Source organism: Polaromonas sp. (assembly GCF_012927415.1).
Classification (GTDB): domain Bacteria; phylum Pseudomonadota; class Gammaproteobacteria; order Burkholderiales; family Burkholderiaceae_C; genus Polaromonas.
This window is the reverse complement of sequence record NZ_JABBPF010000068.1, coordinates 1-20373: the sequence shown is the minus strand read 5'-3', so window position 1 is coordinate 20373 and position 20373 is coordinate 1. Positions and strand designations below refer to the sequence as shown.

The 20373-nt window shown below is 58.1% G+C and carries 16 protein-coding genes and 2 pseudogenes; 14 read left to right on the top strand and 4 right to left on the bottom strand.

Annotated features, from left to right (window positions below):
- The first annotated feature begins 49 nt into the window (after positions 1-49).
- The 3 genes and pseudogenes from dusA to HHJ19_RS06960 form a co-directional block, all read left to right on the top strand.
- Positions 50-994, top strand: a complete 945-nt coding sequence (gene dusA, locus HHJ19_RS06970; RefSeq protein ID WP_296905319.1) for a tRNA dihydrouridine(20/20a) synthase DusA — start codon at positions 50-52, stop codon at positions 992-994.
- Between the two features lie 111 nt (positions 995-1105).
- Positions 1106-1275: pseudogene (locus tag HHJ19_RS06965) on the top strand (hypothetical protein); the annotation flags it as partial.
- An 11-nt stretch (positions 1276-1286) separates the two neighbouring features.
- Positions 1287-1451, top strand: a pseudogene (locus HHJ19_RS06960) (transposase); the annotation flags it as partial.
- A gap of 230 nt (positions 1452-1681) precedes the next feature.
- Here the strand turns inward: HHJ19_RS06960 and HHJ19_RS06955 are convergent.
- Positions 1682-2317 (bottom strand): GntR family transcriptional regulator, encoded by a 636-nt coding sequence (locus HHJ19_RS06955; RefSeq protein ID WP_296905303.1) that lies wholly within the window; start codon positions 2315-2317, stop codon positions 1682-1684.
- Between the two features lie 154 nt (positions 2318-2471).
- Between HHJ19_RS06955 and scpA the strand changes: the two genes are divergently transcribed.
- The 7 genes from scpA (at position 2472) to HHJ19_RS06920 (ending at position 11288) form a co-directional block, all read left to right on the top strand.
- The gene (scpA, locus tag HHJ19_RS06950) at positions 2472-4628 is read left to right on the top strand and encodes a methylmalonyl-CoA mutase (RefSeq protein ID WP_296905301.1); all 2157 of its coding nucleotides are present in this window, start codon (positions 2472-2474) and stop codon (positions 4626-4628) included.
- The gene (meaB, locus tag HHJ19_RS06945; RefSeq protein ID WP_296905299.1) at positions 4625-5647 is read left to right on the top strand and encodes a methylmalonyl Co-A mutase-associated GTPase MeaB; all 1023 of its coding nucleotides are present in this window, start codon (positions 4625-4627) and stop codon (positions 5645-5647) included. The genes scpA and meaB overlap by 4 nt, the downstream gene beginning before the upstream one ends.
- A 50-nt stretch (positions 5648-5697) precedes the next feature.
- Positions 5698-7230: an acyl-CoA carboxylase subunit beta gene (locus tag HHJ19_RS06940; RefSeq protein WP_296905298.1), complete on the top strand. Its 1533-nt coding sequence runs from the start codon at positions 5698-5700 to the stop codon at positions 7228-7230.
- A gap of 19 nt (positions 7231-7249) precedes the next feature.
- The gene (locus HHJ19_RS06935; RefSeq protein WP_296905296.1) at positions 7250-9298 is read left to right on the top strand and encodes an acetyl/propionyl/methylcrotonyl-CoA carboxylase subunit alpha; all 2049 of its coding nucleotides are present in this window, start codon (positions 7250-7252) and stop codon (positions 9296-9298) included.
- Positions 9299-9319: 21 nt separating this feature from the next.
- Entirely contained in the window at positions 9320-9598 is a 279-nt protein-coding gene (locus HHJ19_RS06930) for a cupin domain-containing protein (RefSeq protein ID WP_296905294.1), read from the top strand.
- Positions 9595-10095 carry a VOC family protein gene (locus HHJ19_RS06925; protein WP_296905292.1) on the top strand — a complete coding sequence of 167 codons (501 nt, stop codon included), beginning with the start codon at positions 9595-9597 and terminating at the stop codon, positions 10093-10095. Before HHJ19_RS06930 ends, HHJ19_RS06925 begins: the two co-directional genes overlap by 4 nt.
- A 155-nt stretch (positions 10096-10250) precedes the next feature.
- A complete protein-coding gene (locus HHJ19_RS06920; protein WP_296905290.1) occupies positions 10251-11288 on the top strand; it encodes a D-cysteine desulfhydrase in 1038 nt (345 codons plus the stop codon).
- A 20-nt stretch (positions 11289-11308) separates the two neighbouring features.
- Here HHJ19_RS06920 and rsxB read toward each other — a convergent pair whose 3' ends face one another.
- Entirely contained in the window at positions 11309-11989 is a 681-nt protein-coding gene (gene rsxB / locus HHJ19_RS06915) for an electron transport complex subunit RsxB (RefSeq protein WP_296905288.1), read from the bottom strand.
- A 52-nt stretch (positions 11990-12041) separates the two neighbouring features.
- Positions 12042-13619, bottom strand: coding sequence for a polyhydroxyalkanoate depolymerase (gene phaZ / locus HHJ19_RS06910; protein ID WP_296905286.1), 1578 nt, complete (start codon positions 13617-13619; stop codon positions 12042-12044).
- A 325-nt stretch (positions 13620-13944) separates the two neighbouring features.
- Between phaZ and ygiD the strand changes: the two genes are divergently transcribed.
- A complete protein-coding gene (ygiD, locus tag HHJ19_RS06905) occupies positions 13945-14805 on the top strand; it encodes a 4,5-DOPA dioxygenase extradiol (RefSeq protein ID WP_296905284.1) in 861 nt (286 codons plus the stop codon).
- Between the two features lie 197 nt (positions 14806-15002).
- Here the strand turns inward: ygiD and HHJ19_RS06900 are convergent, their stop codons facing one another.
- The gene (locus HHJ19_RS06900; protein ID WP_296905282.1) at positions 15003-16199 is read right to left on the bottom strand and encodes an amino acid aminotransferase; all 1197 of its coding nucleotides are present in this window, start codon (positions 16197-16199) and stop codon (positions 15003-15005) included.
- A gap of 169 nt (positions 16200-16368) precedes the next feature.
- On the opposite strand from HHJ19_RS06900, the gene uvrB reads away from it, so the two are divergent.
- The 3 genes from uvrB to HHJ19_RS06885 form a co-directional block, all read left to right on the top strand.
- On the top strand, positions 16369-18495 hold the full coding sequence (uvrB, locus tag HHJ19_RS06895) for an excinuclease ABC subunit UvrB (protein WP_296905281.1): 2127 nt from the start codon (positions 16369-16371) through the stop codon (positions 18493-18495).
- A 252-nt stretch (positions 18496-18747) separates the two neighbouring features.
- On the top strand, positions 18748-19284 hold the full coding sequence (iscR, locus tag HHJ19_RS06890; RefSeq protein WP_296905279.1) for a Fe-S cluster assembly transcriptional regulator IscR: 537 nt from the start codon (positions 18748-18750) through the stop codon (positions 19282-19284).
- 75 nt (positions 19285-19359) lie between these two features.
- A partial coding sequence (locus HHJ19_RS06885) for an IscS subfamily cysteine desulfurase (protein WP_296905277.1) occupies positions 19360-20373 on the top strand: 1014 nt, incomplete at its 3' end.

Here is a 20373-nt window from a genome sequence, read left to right as displayed (position 1 = left end):
TGCCACTGGTGTTTCCGTCATTAATACTTGGCGACTGAGCGTTGCTCCGATGATGGACTGGTCGGACAGGCACTGCCGCTACTTTCATCGGCTGTTGTCACGCCATGCGCTGCTATACACCGAGATGGTGACGACCGGCGCATTAATTCACGGCGACGTGGAGCGACACCTGCGTTTTAATGCCGAAGAACACCCTGTGGCGCTGCAGCTGGGGGGCAGCGAGCCTGCCGACCTCGCCCACTGCGCGAGACTCGGTGAGCAACGGGGCTACGTTGAAATCAACCTCAATTGCGGTTGCCCAAGTGAGCGTGTGCAACGCGGCTCTTTTGGTGCTTGTCTGATGGCTGAGCCGGGTCTTGTGGCAGACTGTGTGAAGGCCATGGTGGATGTAGTGAGCGTGCCGGTTACCGTGAAGCACCGCATTGGCATTGACAAGGATGAAAGCTACGAATTTGTGCGTGACTTTGTCGGTACTGTCAGCGAGGCAGGCTGCCATACCTTTGTCGTGCATGCGCGCAATGCCTGGCTCAAGGGCCTTTCTCCAAAGGAGAACCGGGAGGTGCCTCCGCTGCGCTACGAACTGGTGCACCGTCTGAAGCGTGATTTTCCGCAGCTGACCATTTGTGTCAACGGCGGTATCGTCACCGGTGAACAAGTGGCGGGACAGTTGCGTGAGCTGGACGGGGTGATGATTGGTCGCGAGGCTTATCACAACCCCTGGTGGCTGGCGTCTTGGGATGAAGCGTTTTTCGGCACCAGACCGCGTGATCTGACTCGCGAATCGGTCGAGAGACAAATGGTGGATTACATGGCAAGGGAAGCCACGGCACACGGAACGCCCTGGAGTTCAATTGCCCGGCATATGCTCGGTTTGCGCCACGGTCTGCCTGGCGCGCGGCGCTGGCGCCAGGTCTGGAGCGATCACAAGCTCAAAGCCGCGCATCCACGGGATGTAATGCTGCTGGCACACGGCGATGCACAGAAAACCGCCTGAGAAAATGTTCATTGAAGCTGGTCGGGATGAGATTGGATTGGATTGGCGTGTTTGCATCGCCGATCTCATGCCGCAAAATTTTTTGCTCGCTTTCCGCTCTGTCAATTGTCTTTCCGGCATGCTGCACAAGGCCTGGGAGAGAAAAAGCAGATTTTTTATCCCCCGGGTCCGGTCGATGGCGGCAAGTCTTCGATTGCCGAGTGCCTTAAACAAACGATGGAACAGATGCCTTTCTATGCGTTGAAGGCTCGCCGATCAGCAAGTCCTCCTTTGGCCTGTTCGATAATCCGGGGCCATTGGCGTCAACCTGGAGGGCATCCAGGAGATGTTGGGGCTTTGAATGGCCCAAGCGGAAGACGCCTAGTTCTGGCTGCAGGTCTTCACCCAACTCAGGAACCGTGGCGTTCAAGACATTTTCATCGCCTGCGTGGACGGTTTGAAGAGCTTCCGCGATTCCAACTCACGACGCGGTGTTCGAACTCTTTTCTCTGGCGCTAAACAACCTCAGCCAGAAATGGGGCCTGTTGTCCCCCCTTGGTCAGTTATCGCAAATACGTGAGCATTTCTATCCACTGACATAAATCCTTGTTTACCAAGGGCTGGCACCGGTAGATTTTTATGTGAAACTGGCGGTGGTAGCCGGAGCCCTTGAACGATGTGCTAGTTAAACAGAGCAAAAAACTTACTTCAGGCGGCCGCTTCGAGCCCGTTCCTGAAATGAGCCTGCATTGTCTGCACCGTGGCATCGACGTTGCGCGCAGCCAGCGCCGCCATGATGGCGCGATGCTCTGCCAGCGATTCTTCAATGCGTCCGCTCTTAAGCAGCGAATTATGCCGGTTCAGCTTCATCACCTTGCGCAGGTCGGCGACCATCTGGTCGCGCCAGCGATTGTTGGCAATCGCCAGGATGCGCATGTGAAAGGTTTCGTTGATTTCAAAAAAGCGCTCCCGGTTGCTCGCTGCCTTTTCCAGCTCGTTGTGCAGGTCTTGCAGTTCCTGGAGCTGGAGCTCGGTAGCCTTGGTGGCCACCACGGCGGCGGCATCGCTTTCAAGCAAAGCCAGCAGGTGGTAGACATCGGCCAGATCGCTGTCAGATACCTCTGTGACGTAAGCGCCGCGCCGCACTTTCATGGTCACCAGGCCTTCGGTCGCGAGCACCTTCAGTGCTTCTCGCAAGGGCGTGCGGCTGATGCCGTATTCATCGGCCAGCTTCAGTTCGTCAATCCAGCTGCCCGGCATCAGTTCGCGACAGAAAATTCGCTGGCGCAGTAGTTCGGCGACTTCAACGTAAAGTGCGCGGGGGGACAAGGAAAGTTCAGCCATGGCCGGGAATTGTAGGTTCAATAAAGTATTATGAGTTAATAATTATAAATAATGTAAACTAACCGCTACTGTGAACGACTGCTTCTGCCGTGTGATTCAGCCTTGCCGAGGCCGGGACATTCTGCCAAGCGCAACAAGGACTGCGGAAAACACCATGAGCTCAAAGCCCACCCAATTTAAGGCGGCCAGCCTGGAAGCTTGGACCACATCGGCGGCCAAATCAGCGCCCGGTGGCGCCGTCAACGCGTTGACCTGGCATACGCCAGACGGCATCAGCGTCAAACCGCTTTACACGGCTGAGGACATCAGGGAACTGCCTTACACCAACACTTTGCCAGGTTTCGAGCCCTTTATTCGCGGTCCGCAAGCCACGATGTACGCGGTTCGACCGTGGACGATTCGCCAATACGCCGGATTTTCGACCGCGGAGGAATCCAATGCGTTTTACCGCAAGGCGCTGGCCGCTGGCGGGCAGGGCGTGTCCGTCGCGTTTGACCTGGCCACGCACCGGGGCTATGACAGCGATCATCCACGCGTGACGGGTGATGTCGGCAAAGCGGGTGTGGCGATTGACAGCGTCGAGGACATGAAGATCTTGTTCGACCAGATTCCACTTGACAAGGTGAGCGTGTCCATGACCATGAACGGTGCCGTGCTGCCCGTGCTGGCTGGCTACGTAGTGGCCGCCGAAGAGCAGGGCGTGCGCCAGGACCAGTTGAGCGGGACCATCCAGAACGACATCCTGAAGGAGTTCATGGTTCGCAATACTTATATCTTTCCACCCGAACCCAGCATCCGCATTATCGGCGACATCATCGAGTACACGGCGCAGCACATGCCCAAGTTCAACTCGATTTCGATTTCCGGCTACCACATGCAAGAGGCGGGTGCCAACCAGGCGCTTGAACTGGCCTTCACGCTGGCTGATGGCAAGGAATACGTCAAAACCGCGCTGGGCAAGGGCTTGGATGTCGACGGCTTCGCCGGCCGGCTGAGCTTTTTCTGGGCCATCGGCATGAATTTCTACCTTGAAGTGGCCAAAATGCGCGCAGCGCGCCTGCTGTGGTGCCGCATCATGAAGGAGTTCGACGCCAAGAATCCCAAGAGCCTGATGTTGCGCACTCATTGCCAGACCAGCGGCTGGAGCCTGACCGAGCAGGATCCCTACAACAATATCGTGCGCACCACCATTGAGGCCCTGGCGGCCGTGTTCGGCGGCACCCAGTCGCTGCACACCAACAGCTTTGACGAAGCGATTGCGCTGCCGACGGAGTTCAGCTCCCGCATTGCCCGTAACACCCAGCTCATCATCCAGGAAGAAACTCACATCCCACATGTGATCGACCCTTGGGCTGGCAGCTACATGATGGAAAAACTCACCCAGGACATGGCTGACGCCGCCTGGGCGATTATTGAAGAAGTCGAATCCATGGGCGGTATGACCAAAGCCGTGGACAGCGGCTGGGCCAAGCTCAAGATTGAAGCCGCCGCGGCCGAGAAGCAGGCGCGCATCGACAGTGGCAAGGACGTGATCGTCGGTGTCAACAAATACAAGCTGAGCACCGAAGACCTGATCGAGACGCGCGACATTGACAACGTGGCCGTGCGCGACGGGCAGATTGCGCGCCTGAAGACCATCAAGGCCGAGCGCGACACGCTCGCGGTGCAGGCCGCGCTGGATGCATTGACGGCCGCCGCTGAAAACAAGAGCGGCAATTTGCTTGACCTGAGCATCAGGGCGGTGCGCCTGCGCGCCACGGTGGGCGAGGTGAGTGATGCGCTGGAAAAAGTTTACGGGCGCTACCGCGCCGATACGCAAAAGGTAAGCGGCGTCTACGCCGCGGCTTATGACTCGGCCGAAGGCTGGGAAACGCTCAAGAGCGAAATCAGCGCATTTGCTGAATCTGAAGGGCGCCGTCCGCGCGTGATGATTTCCAAGCTCGGCCAGGACGGCCATGACCGGGGTGCCAAGGTTGTTGCCACGGCCTTTGCCGATCTTGGCTTTGACGTGGACATGGGGCCGCTCTTCCAGACCCCTGAAGAGTGCGCGCGCCAGGCGATAGAAAACGACGTGCATGCCGTGGGTGTTTCCACACTTGCCGCCGGTCACAAGACGCTGGTTCCCGCCATCATTCAGGCGCTGAAAGCGCAAGGGGCCGATGACATCATCGTGTTTGTCGGCGGCGTGATTCCGCGCCAGGATTACGAAATGCTTTACGAAGCAGGCGTCAAGGGCATCTACGGACCCGGGACGCCGATTCCAGCCAGTGCCAAGGATGTGCTGGAGCAGATCAGGGCTGCCTTGAAGTGAACCAGGGACCTTTGCTGGAGGCTGTATTGCAAGGCGATGCCGCCGTGCAGCGCCGCGCCATTGCCAAAGCCATCACCCTGCTTGAATCAACCCGCGCCGACCACCGTGCGCAGGCCGACGAATTGCTTACTGCTTTGCTGCCGCACACCGGCAAGTCCTTGCGTTTGGGCATCAGCGGTGTGCCGGGCGTCGGCAAATCCACCTTCATTGAAGTGCTGGGCCTGTATCTCATTGCGCGGGGGCACCGCGTTGCCGTACTGGCCATCGACCCCTCTTCAACCGTGTCCGGTGGCTCCATTTTGGGCGACAAAACCCGCATGGACAAGCTCTCGATGGAGGAGCGAGCCTACATCCGCCCCAGCCCGTCAAGCGGCACGCTCGGCGGTGTGGCAGAAAAAACCCGTGAAGCCATGCTGGTGTGCGAGGCGGCGGGCTACGACGTGGTGATTGTTGAAACCGTCGGCGTCGGCCAGAGCGAAACGGCGGCGGCCAACATGACCGATATGTTCGTGGTCATGCAGTTGCCCAACGCCGGCGACGATTTGCAGGCCATCAAGAAAGGCGTGATGGAACTGGCCGACTTGGTCATCATCAACAAGGCCGACATCGATGCCAATGCCGCGATGCGCGCGGAGGCCCAGATCAAGTCGGCCATGCGGCTGTTTGGCCTGGTCAACAACGCAATGGGCGCTGCCCAGGCTGCCGACTTTGACAAAAACTGGCATCCCCAGGTGATCCAGCTCAGCGCGTTGCAGGGCAAAGGCCTGGATGCTTTCTGGCTGGCAGTGTCGCAATACAAAACCCTGCAGACGGCCAACGGCAAGTTGCTCGCGCGCCGCCAGCACCAGGCCCTGTCATGGATGTGGGAACGCATCGATAGCGGACTGAAGCAGGCGTTTCGCAAGGATCCTGCGGTCAGCGCGTTGCTGGCGGCCCTGCTTGAACAAGTCGAAAGCGGCCGTCTCCCAGCCTCTACTGCAGCACGAAACCTGCTTGCAGTCCATGCACAACGGTCATAAGCAGCTATTGAATAAATAGCGGATAACAAAGAACTGAAAGAGAGAGAATCATGCAGGAAATTCTTGGTCAACTTGAAAAGAAGCGCGCTGCGGCCCGCCTGGGCGGCGGGCAAAAGCGTATTGACGCGCAGCATGGCAAGGGCAAACTGACCGCGCGTGAACGGCTTGAAGTGCTTCTGGACGAAGGCACGTTCGAGGAATGGGACATGTTTGTCGAACACCGTTGCACCGACTTCGGCATGGCTGACAACAAGATTCCGGGCGACGGCGTGGTCACGGGCTACGGCATGATCAACGGCCGGCTGGTGTTCGTCTTCAGCCAGGATTTCACCGTGTTTGGCGGGGCCTTGAGTGAAGCCCATGCTGAAAAGATCTGCAAGGTGATGGACCAGGCGATGAAAGTGGGTGCGCCGGTGATTGGTCTGAATGACTCGGGCGGTGCGCGCATTCAGGAAGGCGTCGCTTCTTTGGGTGGCTATGCCGATGTGTTCCAGCGCAACGTGATGGCCAGCGGCGTGATTCCCCAAATCAGCATGATCATGGGGCCCTCAGCAGGCGGTGCGGTGTATTCGCCCGCCATGACCGACTTCATTTTTATGGTCAAGGACAGCTCCTACATGTTCGTTACCGGCCCTGAAGTGGTGAAAACCGTCACGCATGAAGAAGTGACAGCCGAGGAGCTGGGCGGCGCCATTAGCCACACCACCAAGAGCGGCGTGGCCGACCTGGCCTTTGAAAACGACGTTGAAGCGCTCATGATGCTGCGCCGCCTTTACAACTACCTGCCGCTGAACAACCGCGAGAAAGCGCCGGTCCGCCCCAGCGCCGACCCGGCCAACCGCATGGACATGAGTCTGGACACGCTGGTGCCGGAAAATGCAAACAAGCCCTATGACATGAAGGAGCTGATCACCAAAACCGTGGATGATGGCGATTTCTTCGAGATTCAGCCCGAGTACGCGAAAAATATCATCATCGGTTTTGCCCGCATGGAAGGCCAGTCGGTCGGCATCGTCGCCAACCAGCCCGTCGTGCTGGCCGGTTGCCTGGACATCAAGAGCAGCATTAAGGCCGCGCGCTTTGTGCGATTTTGTGACGCGTTTAACATTCCCGTGATTACCTTTGTCGATGTGCCCGGTTTCATGCCCGGCACGGCGCAGGAATACGGCGGCATCATCAAGCACGGTGCCAAGCTGCTTTACGCCTACGCCGAATGCACCGTGCCGAAAATCACCGTGATTACCCGCAAGGCCTATGGCGGCGCCTATGACGTGATGAGTTCCAAGCACCTGCGCGGCGACGTCAACTTTGCCTGGCCGAATGCCGAGATCGCCGTCATGGGCGCAAAGGGCGCGGTCGAGATCATCTTTCGCGAAGACAAGGGCGATCCGGTCAAACTCGCCGCCAGGGAAGCCGAGTACAAAGCCCGCTTTGCCAACCCCTTTGTGGCGGGCGCACGCGGCTTTATCGACGACGTGATCCTGCCGCACGAAACGCGCAAGCGCATCTGCCGCTCGCTGGTCATGCTCAAAGACAAGAAACTGGAAAACCCGTGGCGCAAGCACGGGAACATTCCGCTGTAAACGCTCAAGGAAGACAACCATGTTTACAAAAATTCTGATTGCCAACCGGGGTGAGATTGCTTGCCGCGTCATTCTCACGGCCCGCAAGATGGGCATCAAGACAGTCGCGGTCTATTCCGACGCCGACAAGGATGCCCGCCACGTGGCGCTGGCGGACGAAGCCGTCAATATCGGCCCGGCGCCAAGCCGTGACAGTTACCTGCAGGCCGAAAAAATCATTGCCGCCTGCAAACAGACCGGCGCGCAGGCCGTTCACCCCGGCTATGGTTTTCTGAGCGAAAACGCGGGCTTTGCCAAGCGGGTGGAAGAAGAAGGCATCACCTTCATCGGCCCCAAACACTACTCGATTGCCGCGATGGGCGATAAGATCGAATCCAAAAAACTGGCCAGCGCGTCAGGTGTGAACTGCATTCCCGGTGTGAACGACGCGATTGAAACTGCTGAAAAAGCGGTTGAAATCGCCAAGGGCATCGGTTACCCGGTAATGATCAAGGCCAGCGCCGGTGGCGGCGGCAAGGGCTTGCGCGTGGCCTTCAATGACAAGGAAGCGCGGGAAGGCTTTACCAGTTGCCGCAATGAGGCGCGCAACAGCTTTGGCGACGACCGTGTCTTCATCGAAAAGTTTGTCGAAGAACCGCGCCATATCGAAATCCAGCTGATCGGCGACAGCCACGGCAACGTGATTTATCTGAACGAGCGCGAATGCTCGATCCAGCGGCGCCACCAAAAAGTAATTGAAGAAGCGCCGAGCCCCTTCATCACCGAAGCCACACGTAAAGCGATGGGCGAGCAGGCCGTGTTGCTGGCAAAGGCGGTGAAGTACCAGAGCGCCGGCACGGTTGAGTTTGTCGTCGGAAAGGACCAGAGTTTTTACTTTCTGGAAATGAATACCCGTCTGCAGGTCGAGCACCCGGTGACCGAATGCATCACCGGTCTTGACCTGGTGGAGCTGATGATTCGCGTGGCGGCAGGTGAAAAACTGCCGCTCACGCAAGCCGAGGTCAAGCGCGACGGCTGGGCGATCGAGTGCCGCATCAATGCCGAAGATCCATTCCGCAGTTTCCTGCCCTCCACCGGACGGCTGGTGCGCTTTCAGCCACCCAGGGAAACCATGTTTGCGGCAGACACTGAACATCTCTTCGGCGTGCGCGTGGATACCGGCGTCCAGGACGGCGGGGAAATCCCTATGTATTACGACTCGATGATTGCCAAGCTGATCGTGCACGGCAAGGACCGCCTTGATGCAATTGGCAAGATGCGTGAGGCCCTCAACAGCTTTGTGATCCGCGGCGTCAGCAGCAATATTCCGTTTCAGGCTGCTTTGCTGGCGCATCCGAAATTCGTGGCGGGTGATTTCAACACCGGGTTCATTGCTGAAAACTACGCTCAGGGTTTCCGTGCGGAAGACGTGCCGCACAACGATTCTGACTTCCTGGTGGCGTTGGCGGCCTATGTGAATCGCCGCCTGCTCGGCCGTGCTGCGGGCATCAGCGGCCAGCTGCCCGGCCATGGCGTGACGGTGAGTGAAGAGTTTGTGGTGGTTGGCCTGGGCGCGGTCGGGAACAACACCACGCATCCCGTGCTGGTGCGAGATTTTGAAGCTGAATCAGGGTCAAGTTCAGTGGAAACAGGTGGCAAGCGCTATGAAATATGTAGCAGGTGGCATCTGGGCGGCGCCCGCATCCGCGGCACGGTCAATGGCCAGCCTTTTGCCGCCCAGGTCGAGCGAGGCGTGGGCCGCAATCCGCTGGCGCTTCGTCTTAACCACAATGGCACACGGCTTGATGCGCTGGTGCTGTCGCCACGCGCGGCGCAGCTTCATGCCCTGATGCCTTACAAGGCGCCACCAGACATGAGCCGCTTTGTGCTTTCTCCCATGCCTGGCTTGCTGGTCGAGGTGGCCGTGCAGGTCGGCCAGAAAGTGCAGGCGGGTGAACGCGTGGCTGTGATTGAAGCCATGAAAATGGAAAATGTCCTGTTCGCCGTGGCTGACGGTGTGGTGGGCAAAATACTGGCTGCCAGGGGTGAGTCCCTCAGCGTGGACCAGCCGATTGTTGAGTTTGCATAACCATAACGTCAGGAACACGTCATGACCCTTACGGAATTTGAAGCCATGCTGCAAGCCGGGCAGTTCCGTGAAATCGCCACGGTGGAGCGCGCCGTCGGCTATTCGCTGGGCGAGCATCAGCACCCGTTTGACGCCTGCGCATACATCCTGGCCGGCGACATCACACTGGTGGTGGATGGCGCCGCTACCCACTACCCAACGGGCGAGATTTTTCGCCTGGCTGCCGGCGTGGTGCATCTGGAACATGCAGGCCCTCATGGCGTGAGCTACCGGGTGGGACGACGGCAAGTGGCCGCATGAGCGATCCCGTGGCCCAGCCCACGACTCAGCGGCCTTTCAAAGTATTGGGCATCCAGCAAATCGCCATTGGCGGCCCCAGCAAGGAACGTCTGCGCACCTTGTGGGTGGACATGCTGGGGCTCAAAGTCACCGGTACTTTCGTGAGCGAACGGGAAAACGTGGACGAAGACATCTGCACCATCGGCAGTGGTCCGTTCAGGGTTGAAGTGGACTTGATGCAGCCGGTGGATTTCAATAAAAAGCCTGCTGTCCATGCCACGCCGCTCAACCATGTAGGTCTGTGGATTGACGATTTGCCGGAAGCAGTGCAGTGGCTGACGGCGCAGGGCGTGCGCTTCGCGCCTGGCGGCATTCGTAAGGGTGCGGCGGGGTTTGATATCTGCTTTTTGCACCCAAAGGATAACGATGAATTTCCGATCGCGGGTGAGGGCGTACTGATTGAACTTGTGCAGGCACCGCCCGACGTGGTGCGCGCGTTCAACACCATGGCAGGCTGATCAATCGCCGCTTCACCTCCAGGATTAACCCATGCGTTGTTTGCATGCATGCACGTAAACTGCGTCCACCCGTGGTGGAGTTCAGGCAGGCTTGCAACGAATCAAGGCTGTTGTCACGTTTTTTTATCAACCCAATTCGACCAGAGAACTGTTCCATGGATTTAAGCCGTTTTCCGCGCCGCCGCTACACACAGGGTGCAACTCCGCTGGAGTTTTTGCCCCATTTCACCAAAGCGCTCAGGGCGTCATGTGGAGGCGGCGCCAGTCCCAATGTCTGGATCAAGCGCGACGACATGCTGGGGCTGACGCCTGGCGGCAACAAGACGCGCAAGCTGGAATTCCTGGCGGCCGACGCGCTAATGCATGGTGCGGATACGCTGATCACTTGCGGCGCACCGCAATCCAACCACTGTCGTGCGACCCTGAGCTCCGCCATCAAGGAAGGGCTCAAATGCCGCTTCGTGATTGAGGAGCGCATAGCGGGCAGCTACCGGCCTGAAGCGAGCGGCAACAATTTCCTCTTTCGCCTGCTGGGCGTCGAAGCCATCACGGTGGTGCCTGCCGGAACCAACATGCTCGAAGCCATGCAAAAAGTGGCGGGGGAGTTGGCGGCGCAAGGCCGCAAAGGCTACATCGTGCCGGGCGGCGGCTCTAACGCGATCGGCGGGTTGGGTTATGTGGCCTGCGCGCAGGAATTACAGCAGCAGTTTTTCGAGCAAGGCGTGCAGATCGACAAGGTGGTTGTGGGCTCTGGCAGCTCGGGCACGCACGGCGGTTTGCTGGCCGGTTTCCTGGGAAACCACATCAACATTCCCATCGTCGGCATCGGCGTCAGCCGCGACCCGGCGGACCAGGACCCGCTGGTGCACAAGGAGGCGCAGGCTGTGGCCGACCTGTTGGGGCTGAACCTGACAATTGCGCGTGATGCGGTCGTCAGTTTTGGCGAATGGTGGCGGCCCAAGTATTCGGTGCCCAACCAGGCCATGGTGGAAGCCGTGCAAATGCTGGCGCGTACCGAGGCGATCCTGCTCGACCCGGTCTACACCGGCAAAATCATGGCCGGGTTGATCGGGTTGGCGCGAAAAGGCTATTTCAGAAATGAGGAAAACGTGCTTTTCATCCACACCGGTGGCGCGCCCTCGCTCCATGCCTATGAGGCCGAGGTGCTGGGCTTGAGCTCGCTGACGGCCTGACAGGCGCCGCTTTTGTCGGCTCAGGTTTTGTTTTCGCGTTGCGCCCTTGCCCGTGCCAGCGCCCCTTCGATCACCGCGCGCTTGCGATCAACAAGCGCGCCATCTGCCATTGGCTGCGCCAGCGCAAGCAAGACTTGCGGTGCCGGAGCTTGTTGCGGTTCTTCAGGCGCTTTAGCGCTCTTGTCCATATTTTTCGGTTGTTTGTAGCTATGAAATTCATAGCGAATTCTGGCGGTATCAGCGTCGTGCTGTGACCAGGCGTTCCAGCCAGTGCGGTTGCCCGTGACATTTTCCAGACTGATGCAGTCCACCGGGCAGACCGGAAGGCACAACTCGCAGCCGGTGCAACAGGATTCAATCACGGTATGCATCATCTTGTTGCTCCCCATGATGGCATCAACCGGGCAGGCCTTGATGCACAGCGTGCAGCCTATGCACCATGCTTCGTCGATGACGGCTATGGCGCGCGGGCCTTCGGAGCCATTTTCGGGATTGAGTAGCTGCACTGGCTGCCCGGTGATGCGGGAGAGGCGCTTTATGCCTTCGGCGCCGCCCGGCGGGCACTGATTGATGGCAGCCTCGCCAGCAGCGATGGCGTGCGCATAGGCCGCGCAGTCTGGGTAGGTGCAGCGCATGCACTGGGTCTGCGGCAAAACGGCGTTGATGCGCTCGGAAAGCGAAGCTTCGGCGGGTGGCTTCACTTGGTTATTGTCCCACCACGAAGCGGCCCATCCGTGCCGCTTCGCTATCGACTCACCTGCTGCCGCGCGAAGGTTTTTTGCTGGTTGGGCTGGCGGCAGGCCGCGTGAAAACCTTGGCCACGGGACCTGGAGGCGCCTTGACTGCCGCCTTGACCGCCGCTTTGACGCTGTCTTTTGCCGCCGGTTGCGTCACGGTTTTTGCCACGACCGGCTGCGCCGTTTCTACAGCTGCTTTTGTTGCCGTTGCCAGTGCAGGTTGTGTGACAACCGGTTTTGGCTTTGCGACTGCGACGGGGACAGCGGCTGCCTGCATCGGCTCCGCTACTTTTTCCATAGCATCAGATGCCCGATTCGCCTGGACCAGCGACTGATTTTGTTCATGAATGAAGGATTGCACCGCCGGATAGACGTGGTCACGCCAGCGGCGGCCACTGAAAATACCATAATGCCCGGCACCTTTGGCTTCGAGGTGATTTTTCTTGTCCTTGGCCACGCCGCTGCACATGTCGAGCGCTGCGCGCGTCTGTCCTGCTCCGGAGATATCGTCCAGTTCGCCCTCGACCGTCATGACGGCTGTCGTCTTGATGTCACCCGGCGTGACGCGTTCGAGCTTGCCGGCAGGAGACATGACGTCCCAGGTCCCGTTGACCAGCTTGAACTCCTGGAACACGGTTTTAATGGTGTCAAGGTAGTAATCGGCGTCCATGTCGAGCACGGCGTTGTACTCGTCGTAAAACTTGCGGTGCGCCTCCGTACTGGCGTCGTCGCCCTTGATCAGGTCCTTGAAGTAGTCGTAGTGGCTGCTGGCGTGACGATCGGGGTTCATGGCTACAAAACCGGTGTGCTGCAAAAAGCCGGGATAAACCTGGCGCCCCGCACCCTTGAAATTGCTTGGCACGGGATAAATCACATTATTTTCAAACCACTCGTAAGGCTTGGTAGTGGCCAGATTGTTGACCGACGTAGGCGACAGGCGCGCGTCGATGGGGCCGCCCATCATGACCATGGAGAGCGGCGTGGTTTCACCTCGCGAGGCCATCAGCGAGATCGCGGCAAACACCGGCACGGTCGGCTGACAAACGCTGATGACATGGCAGTTGCCATATTTGCCCTGCAGGTGGCGGATGAATTCCTGCACGTAGTTCACGTAGTCGTCCAGATGAAAAGCACCGTCGGACAAAGGCACGTTGCGCGCGTTTTTCCAGTCGGTGATGTAGACCTTGTGGTCTTTCAGCATGGTTTTGACGGTGTCGCGCAGCAGGGTCGCGTAATGACCCGAGAGGGGCGCCACCACCAGCACGGCGGGCTGGCCCTTGAGTTTGGTCAGCGTTGCCGAGTCATCCGTGAAACGCTTGAATCGGCGCAACTCGCAGAAGGGCTTGTCGATTTCCACCCGCTCATGAATGGCCAGGCTGACGCCGTCGACGTCGATGCTGCTGATCTCAAAGGCCGGTTTTTCGTAGTCTTTGCCAAGGCGGTACATCAGGCTGAAGCCGGCCGAGACACGTTGGGCAAAGGGCGTTTGGCCGATCGGCGAGGAGGCGTTGCTATAAAGCTTGGCAGCGGCTTGCGCGAAGTCAACAAACGGCTCCATCAGCGTACGCTGGGATTCATATATCTGATACAGCATGGAAGCGAACCTCTTGTTTGGTAAATTTTTGTCTGAAACACAATATGTTGCAGTGCAATATAACAGGCGCACCAATTTTGTGTTGAGGACAATTTCTGAGTTTGGCAGGTTTTAATGTGAATGACACACGAAAAAGTTAGCCCCTAGCAGAGTGACGGCCATTTCAACTACGAGGATATGAGGTGTTGGCCGACAAGTTAAAAGTTGCGGGTTAATCGCCGGGCTGGAACACGCAGGCTTGGTGTTTAATGCGTTCGTGACGCCTCCGCGCTGCATGGCGCGCGACTCCCGTTACCCTTCGCTTCCCTTTGCCACAGGAATGATCATGCTTTCTACTGTAGATGTCGCTGCGCTTGACCGGCTGGCTTCCCTCAAAAGATCAGACAGGATGCCGGTGTTGTTTTTGGGGCATGGCAGCCCCATGAATGCCATTGGTGACAACGAATACCGGCGCAGCTGGCAGATGCTGGGCGCCGAGTTCGGCTCCAGACTGCCACGGCCGCAGCTGATTTTATGTATTTCTGCCCATTGGCTTACCGAAGGCTGGTGGCTGACGGCCATGGACAGGCCCAAAACCATTCATGATTTTGGTGGTTTTCCGCAGGAGTTGTTTGACCAGCAATATCCCGCGCCCGGTGACGCTGCGGCGGCTCGGGCCATTGCCATGATGGTGCGCCAGCGGGGCGCCAAGCCGCTCGGGTTGGACGTGGACGAATGGGGGCTGGATCACGGCGCGTGGTCTGTGCTCAAACCGATGTTTGCCCAAGCCGACATTCCGGTAATCCAGCTCAGCATGGACTACAGCCGCGCACCCGAAGACCACTACGCGCTGGCCAGACAGCTCAAGGTTTTGCGGGAGCGGGGCGTGCTGATTGTGGGCAGCGGCAATATCGTGCACAACCTGGGTCAGATGCAGCGTGGCGCGGCAGGCAGTCAGGCCTACGACTGGGCGCTGGAGTTCGACCAGACGATTGGGGGCTATCTGCAACAGGGCAATCTGGATGCCCTGCAGAATTTCCAGAAGCTGGGCCATGTCGCCAAAATGGCGCACCCCAGCCACGAACATTACCTGCCGCTTTTGTATGCAGCGGGTGCGGTAGATGCGCGGGAGCCGATGCGGTTTTTCAACACCAGCTTTCAGGGCGGTTCAATTTCGATGCGCTCGGTGGTCTGGGGAGGCGCCTGACTGCTATATAAAGCATAGCAAACAGCATCGATATTTAATGGACCTGGAGCGCATTTCATTAAAAAAACAGCTGGCCGGCGACGCCAGGCAAAATCGCTAGCGCCAGACCCGGCCGGACCCTGAAACGGGCTTGACGGATGCGCAGCGCAGCGCGGCTTGGCATGGCCGCCTCGGTTGCTGGCGTGCGTTGGCTGGCCTCAAATGACCTTGGCGATCGACGCGCAAACGTAGTCCATGTTTTTGCTGTTCAGCGCGGCCACGCACATTCGGCCGGTGTCGGTGCCATAGACGCCGAATTCATCCCGCAGGCGCACCATCTGGTCTTTGGACAAGCCCGAATAACTGAACATGCCAATTTGCTGGGTGATGAAGCTCATGTCTTCCTTCACGCCTGCTGCTTTCAGGCCGTCGACCAGCTTTTGGCGCATGGCCTTGATGCGCACCCGCATCTCAGCCAGTTCCTTTTCCCACTGGGCGCGCAACTCGGGCGTGTTCAGCACCATTGCCACCACCGTGCCGCCGTGAATCGGCGGGTTGCTGTAATTGGTGCGAATGACAATTTTGAGCTGGCTCAGCACACGGGCGGCTTCTTCCTTGCTGGTGCACAGAACGCTCAGGGCGCCGACGCGTTCGCCATAAAGGCTGAAACTCTTGGAGAAGGAGGTCGAAACGAAAAAGCTGAGCCCGGCAGCGACGAACTTGCCGATGACCGCGCCGTCCTCATTTAGCCCGTAGCCAAAGCCCTGGTAAGCCATGTCGAGGAAAGGTGTCAGGTTTTTCGCCTTTACAGTGGCAATCACTTCGTCCCACTGGGCCGCTGTGATGTCGTAGCCAGTCGGGTTGTGGCAGCAGGCGTGCAGTACCACGACGGTGCCGGCGGGCGCCGCATTGAGCGCAGCTAGCATGCCCGCAAAATTGATGCCGCGTTTGACCGCGTCGTAATAGGGGTAGCTTTCGACCGTGAAGCCGGCATTGGTGAACAGCGCGCGGTGGTTTTCCCAGCTTGGGTCGCTGATCAGCACCTTGGCATCGGGATTCAGGCGTTTCAGGAAATCGGCGCCGACTTTCAGGCCGCCTGTGCCGCCAATGCATTGCACCGTCGCGACGCGGCCGGACTTGACGGGCTCGCTGTCGGCGCCAAACACCAGGTCTTTCACGCCGGCGTCGTAAGCGGCAATGCCATCAATCGGCAGGTAGCCACGCGCTTTGGGGGATGCCATCATCTGTTTTTCAGCCGCCTGCACGCATTGCAGCAGCGGGAGTTTGCCGTTGTCGTCGTAGTAGACGCCTACGCCCAGGTTCACTTTGGCGGGGTTGGTGTCGGCATTGAATTGCTCGTTCAAGCCCAGAATCGGGTCACGCGGGGCCATTTCGACAGCGGTAAACAAAGACATGAAATATCCTCAGAAATTAGGAAAAGTGGCCCTCAAAAGGGCAAATGCGCCGGTTTAACCGGCCGGCGTTGACGGGATCAAAGGGGAAGGGATTGAAATTTCGATTTTCGCCCGAATGTCGTATCGTGTTGGGTTGCACTGAATTTTAGCGGGGCTTGATTGAGGTTTTATGCCAGAAATTTCTGAAGTTAGGGACGTTATTGCCGATTCGGCCGATCCAAAAGAGGCGCCGGGCGTAGGCCAGTTCATCCGTTTTCCGGGTTCGCCGTTCGAATTGTTCCAGCCCTATCTGCCGGCCGGCGACCAGCCGCAGGCAATTGAAAAGCTGGTTGACGGCATCAATGACGGCGAAGTTTTCCAGACCTTGCTGGGCGTGACCGGTTCCGGCAAGACCTACACCATGGCCAACGTGATTGCGCGGCTGGGCCGTCCGGCGATTGTGTTTGCACCCAACAAGACGCTGGCAGCCCAGCTCTATAGCGAGTTCCGGGAGTTCTTTCCGAAAAATGCCGTCGAATACTTCGTCAGCTACTACGACTACTACCAGCCTGAGGCCTATGTGCCCCAGCGCGATCTTTTTATTGAAAAAGACTCAGCCATCAACGAGCACATCGAGCAGATGCGTCTGTCGGCGACCAAAAGTGTGCTGGAGCGGCGCGATACCATCATCGTTGCAACGGTGAGCGCCATCTACGGCATTGGCGCGCCCGAGGATTACACCCAGATGCGTTTCATCGCCCGCATCGGCGACAAGATGGGCCAGCGCGACGTGATTGCGCGGCTGATCCGCATGCAGTATTCGCGCAACGACCAGGATTTTTCGCGAGGTACGTTCAGGGTGCGGGGTGACGTGATTGATGTCTTTCCGGCCGAACATTCAGAACTGGCCATTCGCATCGAGCTGTTTGACGATGAAATCGAGTCCCTGCAGCTGTTTGATCCGCTGACCGGCCGCATCCGGCAGAAAATTCCGCGTTTTGTGGTCTACCCGAAAAGCCATTACGTCACGCCGCGCGACAAAGTCATGGCGGCCGTCGAAACCATCAAGCTGGAACTGTCGGAGCGTGTCGGCCAGTTTGTCGCCGCCGGGAAGCTGGTGGAAGCTCAGCGAATTGAGCAGCGCACCCGGTTTGACCTGGAAATGCTCGGCGAAATTGGCCACTGCAAGGGCATCGAAAACTACACCCGCCACCTGAGCGGCGCCCCGCCGGGTTCGGCGCCCTCGACGCTGTGCGACTACCTGCCCAAGGATTCGGTGATGTTCCTTGACGAAAGTCACGTCATGATTGGTCAGCTCAACGCCATGTACAACGGCGATCGGGCGCGCAAAACGACGCTGGTGGAATACGGTTTTCGCCTGCCGAGCGCGCTGGACAACCGGCCGCTCAAGTTTGAAGAGTTCGAGACAAAAATGCGGCAAGCGGTTTTTGTGTCCGCCACGCCGGCGGCTTACGAAAAAGAGCATTCCGGCCAGGTGGTGGAACAGGTAGTGCGTCCCACCGGGCTGGTAGACCCGCAGGTCGAGGTGAGGCCGGCCACCCACCAGGTCGATGATGTGCTGCAGGAAATCCGCATCCGGGTCGAAAAAAATGAACGAGTGCTGATTACCACGCTGACCAAACGCATGGCTGAGCAACTGACGGATTACCTGAGTGAAAACGGCGTGAAGGTGCGCTATCTGCACAGCGATGTAGAAACGGTGGAGCGCGTCGAGATACTTCGTGACCTGAGGCTGGGCGCCTTTGATGTTCTGGTGGGCATCAATCTGCTGCGCGAAGGGCTTGACATTCCGGAGGTTTCGCTGGTGGCCATCCTGGACGCCGACAAGGAGGGCTTTTTAAGGTCGGAGCGCAGCCTCATCCAGACAATTGGCCGCGCCGCCCGTAATCTGAATGGCCGTGCCATTTTGTACGCCGACCGGACCACCGAATCCATGAAAATGGCGATGGGTGAGACCGAGCGGCGGCGCAACAAACAAATTGCCTTCAACCTCGAGCATGGCATTACCCCGCGCAGCGTGGTCAAGCGCATCAAGGATCTGATCGACGGCGTTTACAGCGAGAAATCCGGCAAGGAAGCTGAAAAGCTCGAAATGCAAAAGGCGCTGATTGAAGACATGAGCGAAAAAGACATCGCACGCGAAATCAAGCGTCTTGAAAAACAGATGATCGAACACGCTAAAAATCTAGAGTTTGAAAAAGCGGCCAGGGTACGCGACCAGTTGCATGTATTGAAGGAGCAGGCCTTTGGCGCACCAGGCTCGGATAACGTGGTGTTGCTTCCGACAGCGGCATGATCTCGATTAATTGCACCAAAGTGGTGCGAAGAGTGGTGATTGTCTCCGGGTTAGCCCTTGGTTTGGCGACCCGCGAGCAACGGAAAATTGGTGAACGTGTTATACTTGACAAAAATAGTCAACAACATAGCGCCTTATAAAAGCCGGTGAAACACGAATTTGTTGATGTGGGTATCTGGAGGATCAGTTCCCTTGCAGCCATAAGTTGTCAAGGGTTAAAACGACAGTCAAACGAACTTTTAGGAGATTGTTATGCGTCTTACGACTAAAGGCCGCTTCGCGGTCACCGCAATGATTGATTTGGGGCTGCGCCAGAACAATGGCCCGGTCACACTTGCAGCCATCAGCCAGCGCCAACAGATTTCGCTGTCTTATCTTGAGCAGCTGTTTGGCAAGCTTCGGCGCCACGAACTGGTGGAATCGACGCGCGGCCCCGGCGGCGGTTACACGCTGGGCCGCAAAGCTTCGGAAATCACGGTTGCTGACATCATTGTTTCTGTAGACGAACCGATTGATGCCACGCAATGCGGCGGCAAGGAAAACTGTCTTGGGGACGGCGGTCGTTGTATGACGCACGATCTCTGGGCTTCGCTGAACAGCCGCATGGTGGAATTTCTCGACTCCGTGAGTTTGCAAAAGCTGGTGGACGAGCAACTCGCCAAGGGTGTGGTTGTTGAAAACACGCCTCAAGTGAAGAAGGCGGTGTTCGCTTCGCCAATCGTCAAACCTGCACGCGTGAATGCGCCAAATTCCGTCTTTGCCTTGGGAAATGCATTTTCCAAATCCTGACAGGATTTGGACCGCATTGCACCGACCTCATTGTTTAGGGCTGCAAGCCAGCCAATGAATAAAAGAACCAGCCACATGGAAACTCCACACTTCCCGATTTACATGGATTACAGCGCAACCAACCCCTGCGACCCGCGGGTGGTGGATGCCATGATTCCCTGGTTGCGCGAGCACTTCGGCAATCCAGCTTCCCGTAGTCATGCCTGGGGCTGGGAAGCTGAAGCAGCTGTCGAAAAAGGCCGGGAGCAGGTAGCAGCCCTTATTGGCGCCGACCCGCGCGAGATCGTCTGGACCAGCGGCGCGACCGAGTCCAATAATCTGGCGCTCAAGGGCGCGGCTCATTTTTACAAGACTAAGGGCAAGCACATCATCACGGTCAAAACCGAGCACAAGGCGGTGCTTGATACATGCCGGGAACTGGAACGTCAGGGTTTTGAAGTGAGCTATCTGGACGTTCAGACCGATGGCCTGCTGGATTTGGAGGTATTGAGGGCTGCAATTCGTCCTGACACCATTTTGGTCAGTGTAATGTTTGTCAATAACGAAATCGGCGTGATCCAGGATCTCGCCGCCATCGGTGCCTTGTGCCGCGCGAAGGGCATTATTCTCCATTCGGACGCTGCGCAAGCGACCGGCCGGGTGGACATTGATCTGCAGACCCTGCCGGTGGACTTGATGAGTTTGACCTCACACAAGACTTACGGACCCAAAGGCATTGGCGCCCTTTATGTACGCCGCAAGCCACGGGTGCGTCTTGAAGCGCAAATGCATGGCGGCGGTCATGAGCGCGGCATGCGTTCGGGCACCTTGCCGACCCATCAAATCGCCGGTATGGGCGAGGCTTACCGCATCGCCAAAGTCGAAATGCACGAGGAAAACAAGCGCATTCGTGTGCTGCATGAGCGCATGCTGAATGGCTTGAAAGACGTTGAGGAAGTGTTTCTTAACGGGCACGCTGAAAAGCGCGTTCCGCACAACCTCAACATGAGCTTCAACTTTGTTGAAGGCGAGTCGCTCATCATGGGCATCAAAGGGCTTGCGGTGTCGAGCGGTTCGGCTTGCACGTCTGCCAGCCTGGAGCCCAGCTAT